This window comes from Pseudomonas citronellolis (assembly GCF_900112375.1).
GTDB lineage: Bacteria > Pseudomonadota > Gammaproteobacteria > Pseudomonadales > Pseudomonadaceae > Pseudomonas > Pseudomonas citronellolis.
Genome location: NZ_FOLS01000010.1, coordinates 155,265 through 171,392 on the forward strand (window position 1 = coordinate 155,265; position 16,128 = coordinate 171,392).

General features: G+C 66.5%; 15 protein-coding genes. 8 read left to right on the top strand and 7 right to left on the bottom strand.

All coding sequences use genetic code 11. From position 1 onward, the window contains the following. Positions 1 to 6: 6 nt before the first annotated feature. A complete protein-coding gene (locus BM060_RS11900; protein ID WP_064584824.1) occupies positions 7 to 939 on the bottom strand; it encodes an SdiA-regulated domain-containing protein in 933 nt (310 codons plus the stop codon). 140 nt (positions 940 to 1,079) lie between these two features. Here BM060_RS11900 and BM060_RS11905 point away from each other — a divergent pair, with 140 nt between their 5' ends. From BM060_RS11905 to BM060_RS11935, 7 genes are all read left to right on the top strand, one after another. Then, the gene (locus tag BM060_RS11905; protein WP_043268257.1) at positions 1,080 to 2,096 is read left to right on the top strand and encodes an AraC family transcriptional regulator; all 1,017 of its coding nucleotides are present in this window, start codon (positions 1,080 to 1,082) and stop codon (positions 2,094 to 2,096) included. A 396-nt stretch (positions 2,097 to 2,492) separates the two neighbouring features. Further along, complete coding sequence (locus BM060_RS11910; protein ID WP_074980332.1) at positions 2,493 to 3,542, top strand: ABC transporter ATP-binding protein; 1,050 nt, start codon at positions 2,493 to 2,495, stop codon at positions 3,540 to 3,542. After that, positions 3,539 to 4,453 (top strand): ABC transporter permease, encoded by a 915-nt coding sequence (locus BM060_RS11915; RefSeq protein ID WP_074980333.1) that lies wholly within the window; start codon positions 3,539 to 3,541, stop codon positions 4,451 to 4,453. The genes BM060_RS11910 and BM060_RS11915 overlap by 4 nt, the downstream gene beginning before the upstream one ends. Continuing rightward, positions 4,450 to 5,238: an ABC transporter permease gene (locus BM060_RS11920; protein WP_009613945.1), complete on the top strand. Its 789-nt coding sequence runs from the start codon at positions 4,450 to 4,452 to the stop codon at positions 5,236 to 5,238. Before BM060_RS11915 ends, BM060_RS11920 begins: the two co-directional genes overlap by 4 nt. A gap of 40 nt (positions 5,239 to 5,278) precedes the next feature. Next, the gene (locus BM060_RS11925; protein WP_074980334.1) at positions 5,279 to 6,331 is read left to right on the top strand and encodes an ABC transporter substrate-binding protein; all 1,053 of its coding nucleotides are present in this window, start codon (positions 5,279 to 5,281) and stop codon (positions 6,329 to 6,331) included. 430 nt (positions 6,332 to 6,761) lie between these two features. Beyond that, a complete protein-coding gene (locus BM060_RS11930) occupies positions 6,762 to 8,126 on the top strand; it encodes an APC family permease (RefSeq protein ID WP_074980368.1) in 1,365 nt (454 codons plus the stop codon). A 48-nt stretch (positions 8,127 to 8,174) separates the two neighbouring features. Next, a complete protein-coding gene (locus BM060_RS11935; protein ID WP_043268250.1) occupies positions 8,175 to 9,206 on the top strand; it encodes a histone deacetylase family protein in 1,032 nt (343 codons plus the stop codon). Positions 9,207 to 9,684: 478 nt separating this feature from the next. On the opposite strand, the gene BM060_RS11940 is transcribed toward BM060_RS11935, so the two are convergent. From BM060_RS11940 to BM060_RS11955, 4 genes are all read right to left on the bottom strand, one after another. Next, positions 9,685 to 10,059 carry a NirD/YgiW/YdeI family stress tolerance protein gene (locus BM060_RS11940; protein WP_074980335.1) on the bottom strand — a complete coding sequence of 125 codons (375 nt, stop codon included), beginning with the start codon at positions 10,057 to 10,059 and terminating at the stop codon, positions 9,685 to 9,687. 82 nt (positions 10,060 to 10,141) lie between these two features. Further along, entirely contained in the window at positions 10,142 to 11,074 is a 933-nt protein-coding gene (locus BM060_RS11945; RefSeq protein WP_074980336.1) for an SdiA-regulated domain-containing protein, read from the bottom strand. An 82-nt stretch (positions 11,075 to 11,156) separates the two neighbouring features. Beyond that, positions 11,157 to 11,822, bottom strand: coding sequence for a fumarylacetoacetate hydrolase family protein (locus BM060_RS11950; protein ID WP_074980337.1), 666 nt, complete (start codon positions 11,820 to 11,822; stop codon positions 11,157 to 11,159). Between the two features lie 143 nt (positions 11,823 to 11,965). After that, complete coding sequence (locus tag BM060_RS11955; protein WP_074980338.1) at positions 11,966 to 13,360, bottom strand: D-2-hydroxyglutarate dehydrogenase; 1,395 nt, start codon at positions 13,358 to 13,360, stop codon at positions 11,966 to 11,968. 191 nt (positions 13,361 to 13,551) lie between these two features. Here BM060_RS11955 and serA point away from each other — a divergent pair, with 191 nt between their 5' ends. After that, positions 13,552 to 14,781, top strand: coding sequence for a phosphoglycerate dehydrogenase (gene serA / locus BM060_RS11960; protein WP_009613962.1), 1,230 nt, complete (start codon positions 13,552 to 13,554; stop codon positions 14,779 to 14,781). Positions 14,782 to 15,026: 245 nt separating this feature from the next. Here the strand turns inward: serA and BM060_RS11965 are convergent, their stop codons facing one another. Together BM060_RS11965 and BM060_RS11970 are read right to left on the bottom strand one after the other, a co-directional pair. Further along, on the bottom strand, positions 15,027 to 15,464 hold the full coding sequence (locus BM060_RS11965) for a DUF4399 domain-containing protein (RefSeq protein ID WP_043268240.1): 438 nt from the start codon (positions 15,462 to 15,464) through the stop codon (positions 15,027 to 15,029). 161 nt (positions 15,465 to 15,625) lie between these two features. Further along, positions 15,626 to 16,120 (bottom strand): 2-thiouracil desulfurase family protein, encoded by a 495-nt coding sequence (locus BM060_RS11970; protein WP_074980339.1) that lies wholly within the window; start codon positions 16,118 to 16,120, stop codon positions 15,626 to 15,628. Between the last annotated feature and the right edge of the window lie 8 nt (positions 16,121 to 16,128).

A 16,128-nucleotide genomic window follows, 5' to 3' on the forward strand; every position in this document is an offset into this window, starting at 1 on the left:
CTTTTGTTACTCGGACTCCACGCCCGGCGCCTTGCGGAACACGTAGAACAGGTTGGGCTCGCTGACCAGGTACAGCGTGCCCGCCTCGTCCATGGCCAGGCCCTCGGCCTGCGGCACGCTGCGCTTGAGCCCCTGCATGCCGCGCAGCAGCGACAGGCTGCTGATGGGCTCGCCATCGACGTCCAGTTCCAGCACCAGGCGCGACTCGTCCGACAGCGCCAGCAGGTGGCCGCTGCCCTCGTCGTACTGCAGGCTGGAAAGGTCGCGGACGAACAGTCGGCGGTCGCGCTTGAGGTCGTCCAGCACGTGCACGGCGAAGGGCTTGTCGGGCTGCGTGTGGGGGAAGCCGTGGACCTCGTAGATGCGCACCGGGTCGCGTTCCTTGGCGACGAACAGGCGCTGGCCGACCGAGTCGTAGGCCAGCCCCTCGAAGCCCTTGTTGCCCATCGGCCCCAGGCCCAGGGACAACTGTTGCGCCTGTTCGGCATCCAGCTCGCGGGTGCCGTTGTCCAGGCGCACCTTGAACAGGCGCTGGCGGCGCTCGTCGCTGAGCACGTAGAGGCCGGGGCCGATGTATTCGATGGCCTCGGTGTCGCCGAAATCGTGCAGGGTGATCTTGCGCAGCACCTTGCCGTCCAGGGACAGCTCGACGATCTGCGCCGGCTGGTTGGTGACAGTGAACAGGCTGCGCCGCTCGGGATCGTAGGTCAGCGCCGAGACGTCGTCGTCCAGGCCCTCGATGGGCTGCGCCTCGATCTCGACGCGGTAGTCGGGCAGCCAGATCGAGCGCTCACGCCAGTTTTCCGCATGGTGCCATTCGCGCACGGCGAACCAGGCGCGCTCGTAGACGCGGAACTGCTGGCCGAGCCAGGCCAGGGCGAGCAGCAGGAGGATCAGCAGCGCCGCCAGGCAGCGGCGCAAGGTGAGGAAACGGAACATCGCAGGTCCATGTCGATGGGGGCACGCCGTAATAGCACAAGGCCGCTGAAGCCAGGCTTAATCCCCGTGCAGGAAAATTCCTCGAGGCTAAAGTCAGGCTAGCGTAATCCCGTGTCCTCGCCGCCCCGCAAGGAGTTCCGATGAGCGCCGTCCAGCTTCCCGAGCAGCGTACCCTGACCACCCTGCACACCGTGGTGCTGGCCACCGAGGTGCTGAGCCAGGCCGGCATCCCCCGCGGCCGGCTGCTGGAGGGCAGCGGCATCGCCGAGGCGGACCTGCTGACGCCGGAGAAATTCGTCAGCCATGCCCAGGAACTGCGGGTATTCGCCAATGCACTGAGCTGCTACCAGGATCCGGCCCTGGGCCTCTACCTGGGCCTGCGCATGCACGTTTCGGCCTACGGCATGCTCGGCTACAGCATGCTGGCCAGCCGCACCCTGCGCGACGCCCTGCAACTGGCCCTGGCCCACCCCGACCTGCTCGGCACCTACTTCCGCCTGGCCCTGCAGGACCACGGCGACGAGGTCTGGCTGAGCGCCGAGGGCTACCGCTACGCGCCGGAACTGACGGTGTTCAACACCGAGCTGTGCCTGACCTCGCTGCTCACCGTGGTGCGCGACCTGCTCGGCGAATCGGTGCGCCCGCGGCGCCTGCTGCTGGCCTACCGCCCGCCGCTGCATGCCAGCACCTACACCGAGCGCCTGGGCTGCCCGGTGGAGTTCGGCGCCGCCACCAGCGCCCTGTGCCTGGGCCCGGCGCTGCTCGACCGCGCGCTGCCGCTGGCCGACCCGGTCAGCTGCCACAACGGCCTGCAGCAATGCCAGCGCCTGAGCGCGGCCATGAGCGGGCGCGACGACATCCTCGAACTGATCCGCCGCCACCTCGCCAACCACCTGCAGGAAGCCCGCGGCCTGGACGAGGTGGCGCGCCACCTGCACCGCTCCAGCCGCACCCTGCGCCGGCACCTGCAGCAGCACAACACCAGCTACCAGCAGGTGCTGGACGAAGTGCGCTACGACAAGGCCCGACAACTGCTCAAGGACACCGACCTGCCCATCTACCTGATCGCCGAACGGCTCGGCTACAGCGAGACGGCCAGCTTCCGCCATGCCTTCCAGCGCTGGAGCGGGGCGAGCCCGAGTCTGTATCGCGGTTGAGCCCGAGCCGGCCTGGCGGCCGGATCGCGGATGAGGTCCGCTCCTACACCATCCTCAACACCCGTGCTCCTTGTAGGAGCGCGCCCTGCGCGCGAAATCGCGGGCAGGGCCCGCTCCTACAGGAGGGGTCGACGGTGGACGCATCGTAGGAGCGGATCCCATCCGCGAAACGCGTCGGAACCTCCGGCTATCGCGAGCAAGCCCGCTCCTGCGAAGAGCCGGCCAGGCTGGTGAAAACGGCCCTTCAACTTGGCCTGATTTATCCCTTATTGGCCTGTTCTATCGTTCTGCCGCTGCGAAAAGGAGGGCCATTATCAAGCCGCAGCTAGGTGAAGCGGCCGCCAGAGCCGTAAAACCGCAAACAATAACAACTGCTTAACTGCATGGTATTGAAGCATGACCAGCGCGATTGCCATCGAGCGAATCGGCATGGAATTCGGTACCCCCGGCCAAGGCCTCAAGGCCCTGGACGACGTGTCCCTGGACATCCGCGCCAACGAATTCTTCACCCTCCTCGGCCCCTCGGGCTGCGGCAAGACCACCCTCCTGCGGCTCATCGCCGGCTTCGAACAACCCACCTCCGGCAGCATCCGCCTCTACGGCGAGCCCATGCAGGGCCTCCCGCCATTCCGCCGCCCGGTCAACACCGTGTTCCAGAGCTACGCCCTGTTCCCGCACATGACCGTGGCGCAGAACATCGCCTTCGGCCTGGAGATGCAGGGCAAGCCCAAGGCCGAGACCGAGGCCACGGTGAAGGCCATGCTCGAACTGGTGCGCCTGCCCGACGTCGGCTCGCGGCGCGCCGACCAGCTCTCCGGCGGCCAGCAGCAGCGCATCGCCCTGGCCCGCGCGCTGGCCAGCCGGCCCAAGGTGCTGCTGCTGGACGAGTCGCTCTCGGCGCTGGACCTGAAGCTGCGCAAGGAAATGCAGATCGAACTCAAGCGCCTGCAGCACGAGACCGGCATCACCTTCATCTTCGTCACCCACGACCAGGAAGAAGCCCTGACCATGTCCGACCGCATCGCGGTGATGAACAAGGGCCAGGTCCTGCAGATCGGCACCCCCACCGAAATCTACGACGCCCCGGCCAACCGCTGGGTGGCCGACTTCATCGGCGAGACCAACTTCCTCGAGGCCGAGGCCAACGGCGACGGCGTGGTGCTCGCCGACGGCCAGCGCCTGGCCGCCGCCACCACGCTGCCGGGCAAGGTGACCCTGGCGATCCGCCCGGAACGCACCGAGCTGGCCCAGGACGGTGAATTGGAAGGCGTGGTGGAAACCGTGGTCTACGTCGGCACCGACACCGTCTACCACCTGAAGGTCGCCGGTACTCCCGGCTTCCGCGTGCGCCAGCAGAACCGCCAGGGCGCGGTGGGCGCCCACGAGCCCGGCGCGCGGGTGCGCGTGCGGGTGCCCGGCGACGCCATCCGGGTGCTGGCCGAATGAGCACGCTGCGCCTGCAAGCCGAGCGCAAGAGCCTGCGCGCCCGGCTGGCGCTGACCACCCCGGCGATGCTGGTGCTGCTGGTGTTCCTGGTGCTGCCGCTGGGCATCATGTTCGCCGTGTCGGTCCAGGCGCCCGGCGACTACGGCGGCGTGAAATGGGGCCAGCACACCCTGGAGGCGTACATCAACTTCCTCTGGGAGCGCGACCTGGACGACGCCCTGGTGTTCAACACCGACTACCTGGGCATCTTCCAGCGCTCCTTCTGGCTGTCCATCCTGACCACCGCCGGCTGCCTGCTGATCGGCTTCCCCACCGCGCTGTACCTGGCGCTGCAGGACGAGCGCCGGCGCAACATGCTGCTGTTCCTGGTCACGGTGCCGTTCTGGACCAACCTGCTGGTGCGCGTTTACGCCTGGATCCTGCTGCTGCGCAACGGCGGCCTGATCGACGAGGGCCTGCACAAGCTGGGCTTCAGCGACGCCGCCATCGGCCTGCTGTACACCGACAATGCGGTGATCATCGGCCTGCTCTACACCTACCTGCCGTTCATGGTGCTGCCCATCTACACCAGCCTGGAGAAGATGGACTGGCGCCTGGTGGAAGCCGCCTTCGACCTCGGCGCCAACCGCTGGAAGGCGCTCAAGCGGATCATCATCCCGCTGGCGATGCCCGGCATCGTCGCCGGCTGCATCCTGGTGTTCATCCCCTCGCTGGGCAACTACATCATTCCCGAGCTGCTCGGCGGCGGTAAGTCGCTGATGATCGGCAACCTGATCCAGCTGCAGTTCGGCACGGCACACAACTGGCCGTTCGGCGCGGCGCTGTCCTTCGCCCTGCTCGCCTTCGTCCTCGCCGCCATGCTGGTCTACAGCATGCGCTTCAGGCAGGGCGCCGCCGGAGGTCACCCATGAATTCGCTGAACCCGCTGTGGCGCTTCGCCGGCGTGCGCCCGGCCGCCTGGCTGTTCTTCGCCTTCCTCTACGTGCCGATCCTGGTGCTGGTGGTGCTGAGCTTCAACAGCGGCCAGTCGGCAACGCTCTGGGAGAGCTTCAGCTTCAAGTGGTACGCGGTGGTGGCCAACGACCCGGAGATCGTCCGCGCGGCGAAGAACTCGCTGATAGTGGCCAGCCTGGCCACGGTCTTCGCCACCCTGCTCGCCACCCTGGCGGCGCTGGGCATGCGCGGCCGCGCCTTCCGCGGGCAGAGCCTGATGAACGGCGTGCTCGGCCTGCCGCTGCTGGTGCCGGAGATAGTGGTGGCGGTGGCCACGCTGATGTTCTTCGCCTTCATCGGCCTGAAGCTGTCGCTGTTCACCATCCTCATCGCCCACGTGGTGTTCTGCATCCCCTTCGCCTACCTGCCGATCCGCGCCCGCCTGGAGGGCATGGACCCGCGCCTGGCCGAAGCCGCGGCGGACCTCTACGCCTCGCCGTGGAAGGCCTTCTGGAAGGTGACCTGCCCGCTGCTGATGCCCGGCATCCTCTCCGGGGCGATGCTGGCGTTCATCATCTCGATGGACGACTTCGTCATCACCTACTTCGTCGCCGGCGCCGGCGCCACCACCCTGCCGGTGTACATCTTCAGTTCCATAAGAATGGGGATATCGCCGAAGATCAACGCGATCTCGTCGATCATCCTGCTGATTTCCATCGCGTTCGTTGCGTTGTCGTACTACGTCGGCCAGCGCCGGCGTTGACTGCCTCCCGATAAAAACCATTCGCACAGGAGCTTCACCGATGACCATCCGCCGCCTTCCCCTGGCCCTCAAGGCCGCCGCCCTGGCGGGCCTGACCCTGGCCAGCCAGGCCCACGCCGACGGCACCCTGCACTTCGCCAACTGGTCGGACTACTTCCCGCCGGAGCTGCTGAAGAAGTTCGAGAAGGACACCGGCATCCATGCCACCCTCGACTCCTACGACAGCAACGAGACCCTGCTGGCCAAGCTCAAGGCCGGCGGCGGCGCCTACGACGTGGTGGTGCCCTCGGACAGCTTCATCGAAATCTTCGTCAAGGAAGGCCTGCTGCAGAAGCTGGACAAGTCGCAGCTGCCGAACCTGGCCAACCTCAAGGACAAGTTCAAGACCCTCTCCTACGACCCCGGCCACGACTACACCGTGCCCTACCTGTGGGGCAGCACCGGCTACAGCTACGACAGCGCCAAGGCCCCGGGCGGCAAGTTCGACGAGAGCTGGAAGCCGTTCTTCGAACCGCCGGAGGCGTTCAAGGGCAAGGTGGTGGCGCTCAACTCCATCGAGGAGCTGTGGGCCCCGGCCACCTACTACCTCGGCGTGAACGAGTGCACCGAGGACCCGAAGGAGGCCGAGAAGGTCCTCGACCTGCTGCTCAAGCAGAAGCCGCTGCTGGCCATGTACAACAGCGACGGCACCATCGAGCGCATGGCCGCCGGCGAGGTGTACATGCACCAGCAGTGGAACGGCGCCTTCCACCGCGCCCACGCCCAGCGCGCCAGCCTGGTCTACGTCTATCCGAAGGAAGGCGTGCGCCTGTTCATCGATAACCTGGCCATTCCCAAGGACGCCACCAACATCAAGGAAGCCCACGTCTTCCTCAACTGGATGATGCAGCCGGAGAACATCGCCGCCGCCTCCAACTTCGCCAAGTACAACAACGCCATCACCGGTTCCGAGAAGTTCATGGACAAGGAGCTGTTCGACGACCCGGCGATCAACACCCCGGAAGACAAGATCGACCGCCTGAAGCCCTTCCAGCTGTGTTCGCCGAAGTCCCTGTCGTTGCGCGCCAAGGTCTGGACCAAGCTGAAGAAATGACCGGCCGGTCCTGCGGCGGGACGGGCGCCCGCCGCCGGGCCTGACAGTCAATCTGGCCACTTCGATCCCTTTTTGACCCTTTACAGGGTTCTGCGGGGCGGCGCGGCGGCCTAAAGTCCGGGTACTCGCCCAGGGAATGGCCGCCAGGGCCGCGATCACCGCCGCAGCACGCACCGCGCCGGTATCCAGGGAGCGCCGCCAGCGAGCATCCACAAGAACAATGCCCCGAGAACGCTCATGACCAGCCCTTGCTCCACCCCGGTTCGCGGCCGTCACCGCGCCCACCCCTTCCTCGCCCGTTACGCCCGCCGGCAGCGCTGCGGCTGACCGCCCCGCTCCCTCCGCGCGGCCGCCAGCGGCGCCCCGCGCCAGCGCAACAACGACAAGAATTCGCGAGGAAACATCGATGGCCATCGAACAAGGCGCCCGCATGAGCGCCAGCACCGGCAACGCCCCCCAAGCCCAGGCGGACGCCCGCCTCAAACGCATCCTGGGGCTGCCTGCCCTGGTCTTCTTCGGCCTGGTCTACATGGTCCCGCTGACCATGTTCACCACCTACGGCGTGGTCACCGAGATGACCGGCGGACGCACCGCCAGCGCCTACCTGATCACCCTGCTGGCGATGCTGTTCACCGCCGCCTCCTACAGCTTCATGGTGCGCAAGTACCCGATCGCCGGCTCCGCCTATTCCTACACCAGCCTGAGCTTCGGCCCGGCGGTGGGCTTCCTGTCCGGCTGGTCGCTGCTGCTCGACTACCTGTTCCTGCCGATGATCAACTACCTGCTCATCGGCCTGTTCATGAACATCGCCTTCCCGGAGATTCCCGCCTGGGTCTTCGTGGTCGCCTCCATCGCCCTGGTCACCGTGCTCAACGTGGTGGGCATCAGCCAGGTGGCCGGCATGAGCAACGCCATCGTCGGCGCCCAGTTGGTGTTCATCGTGGTGTTCGTCGGCATGTCGCTGAAGAGCCTGACCGGCGCCCCGGCCCTGGACCTGGCCGCGCCCTTCATCGGCGACGGCAGCAAGCCCGGCTTCGCCCCGCTGATGGCCGGCGCCGCGGTGCTGTGCCTGTCATTCCTGGGCTTCGACGCGGTCTCCACCATGGCCGAGGAAACCCGTGACGCGCGCCGCGACATCCCGCGGGCGATCATCATCACCACGGTGCTGGCCGGCCTGATGTTCACCCTGCTGGCGATCATCAGCCAGCTGGTGTTCCCCGGCAGCGTGTTCGAGAACGCCGATTCGGCGGCCAACGAGGTGATGCTCAAGGCCGGCGGCCAGTTCCTCGGCAACTTCTTCACCGCCGCCTACATCGCCGGCTGCATCGGCTCGGCGCTGGCCTCCCAGGCCTCGGTGTCGCGCATCCTCTTCACCATGGGCCGCGACGGCATCCTCCCGCGCAGCCTGTTCGGCACCCTGCACGCGCGCTTCCAGACGCCGGTGGTGGCGATCCTGGTGGTCTCGGCCATCTCCCTGCTGGCCCTGGTGCTGGACCTGACCACCCTGGCCTCGATGATCAGCTTCGGCGCCCTGGTGGCCTTCTCGGTGGTCAACCTGGCGGTGATCCGCACCTACCTGGGCGTCGAAGGACGCCGCGCGCCGGCCGACCTGCTGCGCTACGGCCTGGTGCCCTTCATCGGCCTGTGCCTGACCCTCTGGCTGTGGACCAGCCTGTCGCAGCTGACGCTGATCGTCGGCCTGAGCTGGTTCGCCGTCGGCTTCGTCTACCTGGCGCTGCACACCGGCGGCTTCCGCCGCAAGGCGCCGAGCGTGAGCTTCGAGGAAAACGCCTGATACCCCACGGACCCACCGGGCGCCGCCGGGCGCCCCCAGGAGTGCATGATGTTGACGATCTACACCGACGACCATCGCTTGCACCACGGCCAGCATGAGCTGATCGGCGGCCAGTTCACCCCCTGCTTCGAGAAGCCCAGCCGCGCCGACATGGTCCTGGACCGCGTCAAGGCGGTGGGCCTGGGCGAGATCCAGGCCCCGCGCGACTTCGGCCTGGAGCCGATCCGGCGCATCCACACCGAGGGTTTCGTCAACTTCCTCCAGCACGCCTGGCGCGACTGGCTGGCCACCGGCAGAACCCACGACATGCTGCCCATCGCCTGGCCGACCCGCCGCCTGCTGCAGAAGGAGCCCGACAGCATCGACGGGCGCCTGGGCTACTACAGCTTCGACGCCGGCGCGCCGATCACCGCCGGCACCTGGCAGGCCATCACCAGCTCGGCGAACGTGGCCCTGACCGGCCAGGCCGAACTGGCCAAGGGCGCCCGCTCGGTGTTCAGCCTGTGCCGCCCGCCGGGCCACCACGCCTCGGCCGACTACATGGGCGGCTACTGCTTCTTCAACAACGCCGCCATCGCCACCCAGGCCATCCTCGACCAGGGCGCGGCGCGGGTGGCCATCCTCGACGTGGACTACCACCACGGCAACGGCACCCAGGACATCTTCTACGACCGCGCCGACGTGCTCTTCACCTCGATCCACGGCGACCCGCGCTTCGAGTACCCCTACTTCCTCGGCTACGCCGACGAAAAGGGCCGGGGTGTGGGTGAAGGCTTCAACTTCAACTACCCGCTGGCCTCGGGCAGCGACTGGTCGGTGTGGAGCCTGGCGCTGCAGGCGGCGATCCGCCAGATCGCGGCGTACGGGCCGGATGTGCTGGTGGTTTCCCTGGGGGTGGATACCTTCAAGGAGGATCCGATTTCGCAGTTCAAGCTGGATAGTCCGGATTACCTGCGTATGGGGGAGGCCATCGGGAAGCTGGGGCTGCCGACGTTGTTCGTCATGGAGGGGGGGTATGCGGTGGAGGAGATCGGGGTCAATGCGGTGAATGTGTTGCAGGGGTTTGAGAGTGTTGGTTGATGGTCATTCCCTGTAGGAGCGAGCTTGCTCGCGAACCGCGTCTCCCGGTGGCTCTGGCGCGCGGGGTTGACTCCGCTCCCTCTCCCCAGCCCTCTCCCTGAAGGGAGAGGGGGCTTGTCCGTGCCGAGAGAAGGAATGGTTCCAGTCGGAAACCAATGGCGCTGCCGGCTGACTCCAGAACACCCAACCCTGCCCAACGGCCCCCTCTCCCTTCAGGGAGAGGGGGCTTGTCCGTGCCGAGAGAGGGAATGGTTCCAGTCGGAAACCAACGGCGCTGCTGGCTGACTCCAGAACACCCAACCCTGCCCAACGGTCCCCTCTCCCTTCAGGGAGAGGGTTAGGGAGAGGGCGCTCTACAGCCCAACACCCGAAGTCCCGAGCAAGCACCGTTCGCGAGCAAGCTCGCTCCTACGAAAAGCCGAATGCAAAAAAGCCGCGCCAGGATCACTCCCGGCGCGGCCTTTTCATATGCATCTCGTTACTGCAGGACGTCCACCCGATCCACATCGATCTCCACGCCCTTGCGGTCATGGTCGACCTCGCCGGTCAGGCGCACCTTGGTCTTGTCGGAAACATCCACGCCCTGCGGCCAGTCCTCGTGGTCGATCTCCACCTGCATGCTGCCGGTGGCGTCCTTGAACTCGTAGTGCTCGCCGTGCAGGCGCTTGGTGATCACGCCTTCCAGCACGGCCGGGGTGTCGTCGGCGGCGGCCTGGGCGGCCTTCACGGTGTTCACCGAACCACTGGCCGCGGGTTTGGCGACGTCGCTGCCCGGGCCGGTGTAGCCGGCGGCGAAGGTGGCGCCGGAGAACAGGGCGATGGCGGCGATCAGGGGAAGACGAATGGATTTCATGAAGTAGCCTCCTGGCTGTTTTCGTTGAAATCAGATTAGCCAAACAGCCTGAAACCAGCCTGAATCCGCCCTTAATCCAGGCTTAACCGCCCTTGCCGTCGTCCTTGAGCTTGCGGAATACATAGAACAGTTCCGGCTCGCTGACCATGTAGATGGTGCCCTGCTCGTCGATGGCCACGCCCTCGGCGCGCGGGATCTTGTCATGCAGGCCGTTGAGTCCGCCGAGCAGGCTGATGAAACTGACCGGCTCGCCTTTCTCGTCCAGCTCCAGCAGCAGGTGCGACTCCGCCGACAGCACCAGGGTGTGGCCGGTGCGCGGGTCGACACTGAGCGCCGAGACGTTGCGCATGTACAGCTGTTCGCTGGGCAGCGGCCGCATGCTGCCGGTCAGGCCCGGGCTGCCGTCGCTGGCCCAGCTGAAGAGAGTCATGGGGTCGCGCTCGCGGCCCAGCAGCAGGCGTTTCTGCGCCGGGTCCCAGGCGATGCCCTCGAAGCCCTTGTTGCTCTTTTCGCCGAGGTTGCCCAGGTCGAAGCTGGCCAGCTTGGCGGTGCTCAGCTCGTGGGTCTGCGGGTCGACGTGGAAGATGGTCAGGGAGTTCTGCCGCTCGTCGGTCACCGCGACGTTGCCGTTGGGCAGCACCGCCACGCCTTCGGGGTTCGCCAGACCGAGCAGCGGGATCACCCGCAGCACCTCGCCGTTCAGCGACAGCTCGCCGAGCAGCGGCTTCTTGCCAGTCACGGTGAACAGCGTGCGGGTCACCGGATTGTAGGCCAGGTCGGAGGTTTCCTGACCTTCCAGGCCGCCCTTGAGCGCCTTGCCCTGGATCACCGCACGGTAGCCGGGCAGCCAGACGCTCTCGGCGCGCGCCTGCTCGCTGGTGTGCTCTTCCTGCCACCACAGGCGGGCGCGGTCGTCCCAGTGGAACAGCTTGGCCAGCACCACCAGCACCACGGCGGCGAAGAGCAAGGCCAGCAGCAGCCAGCGCAGAAGACGGGAGGATCGGACCTGGGTCATCGGGGAGTTCTTGTTGTCTGGATTGGGAACGCCCCGCAGAAAGCGAAGGCCGCACGGAAGGCGGCCTTTGGCGGGGTACGGCTCAGAGGACGCGGCTTTCGAACCGGCTGGCGCCGGGAAGTTCCAGCACCAGCTCGCTGCCGCGCTTGAGCGGGCCGACGCCCACCGGCGTGCCGGTGGAGACCACGTCGCCCGGCTGCAGCGAGAAGTGCCCGCAGATGTGCTGGATCAGCGGCACGATGGGGTTGAGCATGTCGCGGCTGTTGCCGTCCTGGCGCACTTCGCCGTCGATGCTCAGGCGGATGCCGATGTCGGCCGGGTCGGGGAAGCGGTCGGCGCTGACGAAGGGCGCCAGCACGAAGGCGCCGTCGAAGGACTTGGCCAGCTCCCAGGGCAGGCCCTTTTCCTTGAGCTTGGCCTGCACGTCGCGCAGGGTCAGGTCCAGGGCCGGGGCGTAGCCGGAAATGGCGTCCAGCACTTCCTCGCGGCTGGGCGTGCGCGACAGCGGCTTGCCGATCAGCACGGCGATCTCCGCTTCGTAGTGCACGTCGCCACGACCCTCGGGGATGGCGAAGCCGCCCTCGACCGGCACGGTGCAGGAACCGGGCTTGATGAACAGCAGCGGCTCGGTGGGCACCGGGTTGTTCAGCTCCTTGGCGTGCTCGGCGTAGTTGCGCCCGACGCAGACCACCTTGCCCAGCGGGAAGTGGATGCGGGTGCCGTCGACGTACTGATGCTGGTAACTCATGACCGACTCCTGGACGGATGAATGGGATGCCCCGCGGCGCTCGTGGCGCTGCGCGGTGCCCGCCTCCCGCGGGCGCTGCCGGCCGTTCCGTCGGCCCCGAACATGAGAAGGGCCGGTGAACCGGCCCTTCTGGGATGACTGGCTTACTCGGCGAAGATCTTGCCGGGGTTCATGATCCCGTTGGGATCGAACACCGCCTTGACCGCCTTCATGTAGCCGATCTCGGCTTCGGAGCGAGAGTAACCCAGGTAGTCGCGCTTGGTCATGCCCACGCCGTGCTCGGCGGAGATGGAGCCGTTGTACTTCTCCACGGTCTCGAATACCCACTTGTTGACCGTGGCGCACTTGGCGAAGAACTCGTCCTTGGACAGGTTCTCGGGCTTCAAGATGTTCAGGTGCAGGTTGCCGTCGCCGATGTGGCCGAACCAGACCACTTCGAAGTCCGGGTAGTTGGCTTCGACGATGGCGTCAATGTCCTTGAGGAAGGCCGGGACCTTGCTGACGGTGACCGAGATGTCGTTCTTGTACGGCGTCCAGTGCGAGATGGTCTCGGAGATGTACTCGCGCAGCTTCCACAGGTTCTGCAGCTGCTGCTCGCTCTGGCTCATCACGCCGTCCAGCACCCAGCCCTGCTCGACGCAGTGCTCGAAGGTGGCCAGGGCCTCGTTGGCCACTTCCTCGGTGCTGGCCTCGAATTCCAGCAGCGCGTAGAACGGGCAGTCGGTCTCGAACGCCGGCGGCACGTCGCCGCGGGCCAGGACCTTGGCCAGGGCCTTGTCGGAGAAGAATTCGAAGGCGGTCAGGTCGAGCTTGCTCTGGAAGGCGTGCAGCACCGGCATGATCGAGTCGAAGTCGGGGGTGCCGAGGACCATCGCGGTGAGGTTCTTCGGCGTGCGCTCCAGGCGCATGGTGGCCTCGACCACGAAGCCCAGGGTGCCCTCGGCGCCGATGAACAGCTGGCGCAGGTCGTAGCCGGTGGCGTTCTTGATCAGGTCCTTGTTCAGCTCCAGCAGGTCGCCCTTGCCGGTGACCACCTTCATGCCGGCCACCCAGTTGCGCGTCATGCCGTAGCGAATCACCTTGATCCCGCCGGCATTGGTGCCGATGTTGCCGCCAATCTGGCTGGAACCGGAGGAAGCGAAGTCCACCGGGTAGTACAGGCCCTGCTCCTCGGCGAACAGCTGCAGCTGCTTGGTCACCACGCCCGGCTGGCACACCACGGTGCGGTCGAAGGCGTTGAAGTCGAGGATCCTGTTCATGTAGTCGAACGACACCACCACCTCGCCGTTGGCGGCGACGGCGGCGGCGGAGAGCCCGGTACGCCCGCCCGAAGGCACCAGGCCGACCTTGTGCTCATTGGCCCAGCGGACGACGGCCTGCACCTGCTCGATGCTCTTGGGGAAGGCGATGGCCAGCGGCGCCGGGGCGAAGTGCTTGGTCCAGTCCTTGCCATAGGCATCCAGGGAATCGGCATCGGTCAGCAGCTTGCCGGGCTCCAGCAGGGGCTTGAGCGATTCGATCAGGGCTTCGCGGGTCATCGAGGGAACTCTCAAATGGTTCATGGTCGTCCTGAGAACAGCTCAGGTCGCAACCGGACAAGGAAAAGGGAGAACATGCTAGCATACGCACCCCACGCAGTTCGCCACCTGGCGCCGAGCTGCGGCACCGGCCGGTTCGGCCAGAGCTGTTCATTTTCTAGCCATTATCCCGGGACTACAGGTTCAAGCAGATGAGCAAGACTTCTCTCGACAAGAGCAAGATCAAATTCCTTCTCCTGGAAGGCGTGCACCAGAATGCCGTTGATACCCTCAAGGCCGCCGGCTACACCAACATCGAGTACCTCAAGACCGCGCTGTCCGGCGACGAGCTGAAGGAAAAGATCGCCGACGCCCACTTCATCGGCATTCGCTCCCGCACCCAGCTCACCGAGGAAGTCTTCGACTGCGCCAAGAAGCTGATCGCGGTGGGCTGCTTCTGCATCGGCACCAACCAGGTCAACCTGAACGCCGCCCGCGAACGCGGCATCGCGGTGTTCAACGCGCCCTACTCCAACACCCGCTCGGTCGCCGAACTGGTGCTGGCCGAAGCCATCCTGCTGCTGCGCGGCATCCCGGAGAAGAACGCCTCCTGCCACCGCGGCGGCTGGATCAAGTCGGCGGCCAACTCCTTCGAGATCCGCGGCAAGAAGCTGGGCATCGTCGGCTACGGCTCCATCGGCACCCAGCTCTCGGTCCTGGCCGAAGCCCTGGGCATGCAGGTGTTCTTCTACGACGTGGTGACCAAGCTGCCGCTGGGCAACGCGCAGCAGATCGGCTCGCTGCACGAGCTGCTGGGCCTGTGCGACATCGTCTCGCTGCACGTGCCGGAACTGCCGTCCACCCAGTGGATGATCGGCGAGAAGGAAATCCGCGCCATGAAGAAGGGCGGCATCCTGATCAACGCCGCGCGCGGCACCGTGGTCGAGCTGGACCACCTGGCCAACGCCATCAAGGACGAGCACCTGATCGGCGCCGCCATCGACGTGTTCCCGGTCGAGCCCAAGTCCAACGACGAAGAGTTCGAAAGCCCGCTGCGTGGCCTGGACCGCGTGATCCTGACCCCGCACATCGGCGGCTCCACCGCCGAGGCCCAGGCCAACATCGGCCTGGAAGTGGCCGAGAAGCTGGTCAAGTACAGCGACAACGGCACCTCGGTGTCCTCGGTCAACTTCCCCGAAGTCGCCCTGCCGTCGCACCCGGGCAAGCACCGCCTGCTGCACATCCACGCCAACATCCCGGGCGTGATGAGCGAAATCAACAAGGTGTTCGCCGACAACGGCATCAACATCTCCGGCCAGTACCTGCAGACCAACGAGAAGGTCGGCTACGTGGTGATCGACGTCGACGCCGAGTACTCGGACCTGGCGCTGGAGAAGCTGCAGCACGTCAACGGCACCATCCGCAGCCGCGTCCTGTTCTAAGGACCGCTCGACGGCAAGAAAAAAGGAGGCTTCGGCCTCCTTTTTTCGTTTCTGCGGCAGGAGCAATGGCCTTACAGGCTATGCCAAGGCGCTCTTCGTAGGATGGGTTGAGCTTGCGAAACCCATCCTACGTGGTGCATTGCCGGACTCCGTCCGCGATAGGTTATCCGCTGCTCAAGAGCATCGCGGATAAATCCGCTCCTACGGACATATCAGCCCGATCTTGCCGGCCCTAGAGCCAACCATCACTTCACGTTGACGGTGATCTGCTTCGATTCCACGTTCGGCTCGAAGGGCACGTGGTTCTTGTCGCCCAGCAGCAGTTGCAGGGTGTGCTTGCCCGGCGGCAGGGTGATCTTGGTTTCCGTCTGGCCCTTGCCGAAGTGGCGGATGTTGTCGGTCATCGGCAGCGGCATGTCCATGGCCGGCTGCTCCTTGAGGTCCACCAGCAGGTGGTGGTGCCCGGTGCTCGGCGAGTCGACGCCGGCCGGGGCCACGCCCATGCCTTCCAGGCCGAACTTGACGGTGAAGGTCTGGCCGACGGTGGCGCCGTCCTTCGGTTCGATGAAATACACCTTGGCCCCCTCGGGCGCCGGGGTACGCGGCATGCCGGCCGCCAGCGCGGCGGTGGAGGCGGCGAGCAGCAGGCCGGCGAGGCCGAGGCAAGGCAACGTGAGCTTCATGGAGTTCTCCTTATGAGCGGGATGGGGAGGCCCGGCACGCTGCAGCGAACCTCCGGCGGGACTCTTCAGCATAGGTCGCCACGCCGACGGCTCAAGGGAAAGAGTGCTACAAGGGCTGTCGGAAGGCTCTACGCCGAGCCTCGCAGGCTATCACAACGAACTCAGCCGCCGGCTTCCAGGCCGGCCAGGCAGACCGCCGCGGCGTCCAGCTCCTCCTCGCTGAACACCAGCACGCCCATGCGCTTGAGCGCCGCCGCGGTGACGCCCTCGCCGGGCACCCGCAGGCCGGAGAAGCTGCCGTCGTAGTTCTCGCGGTTGCCGCAGGAGGGACTGCGCGCCTTGAGGATGGCCAGGCGGATGCCGTGGCGGTCGACCAGCGCCATGGCCTGTTCGGCGCCGCGGACGAAGGCGCGGGTGACGTCCGCGCCGTCCACCGTCACCACCGGCGCCTGGCCTTCCAGCACCAGGGCGCCGCGGCCGCCGGGAATCTCCGCCGGCGCGCGCGGCGTGGGCAGGCCGCCGGCCACTTCCGGGCACAGCGCGACCACCCGGCCCTGGGCCTGCCAGCGTTCCAGCAGGTCGAAGGGGCCGTGGCTGCCACCGTCGTAGCGCACCCGGTGGCCCAGCAGGCAGCGGCTGACGAGAATCTTCTGCATGGGCGAAA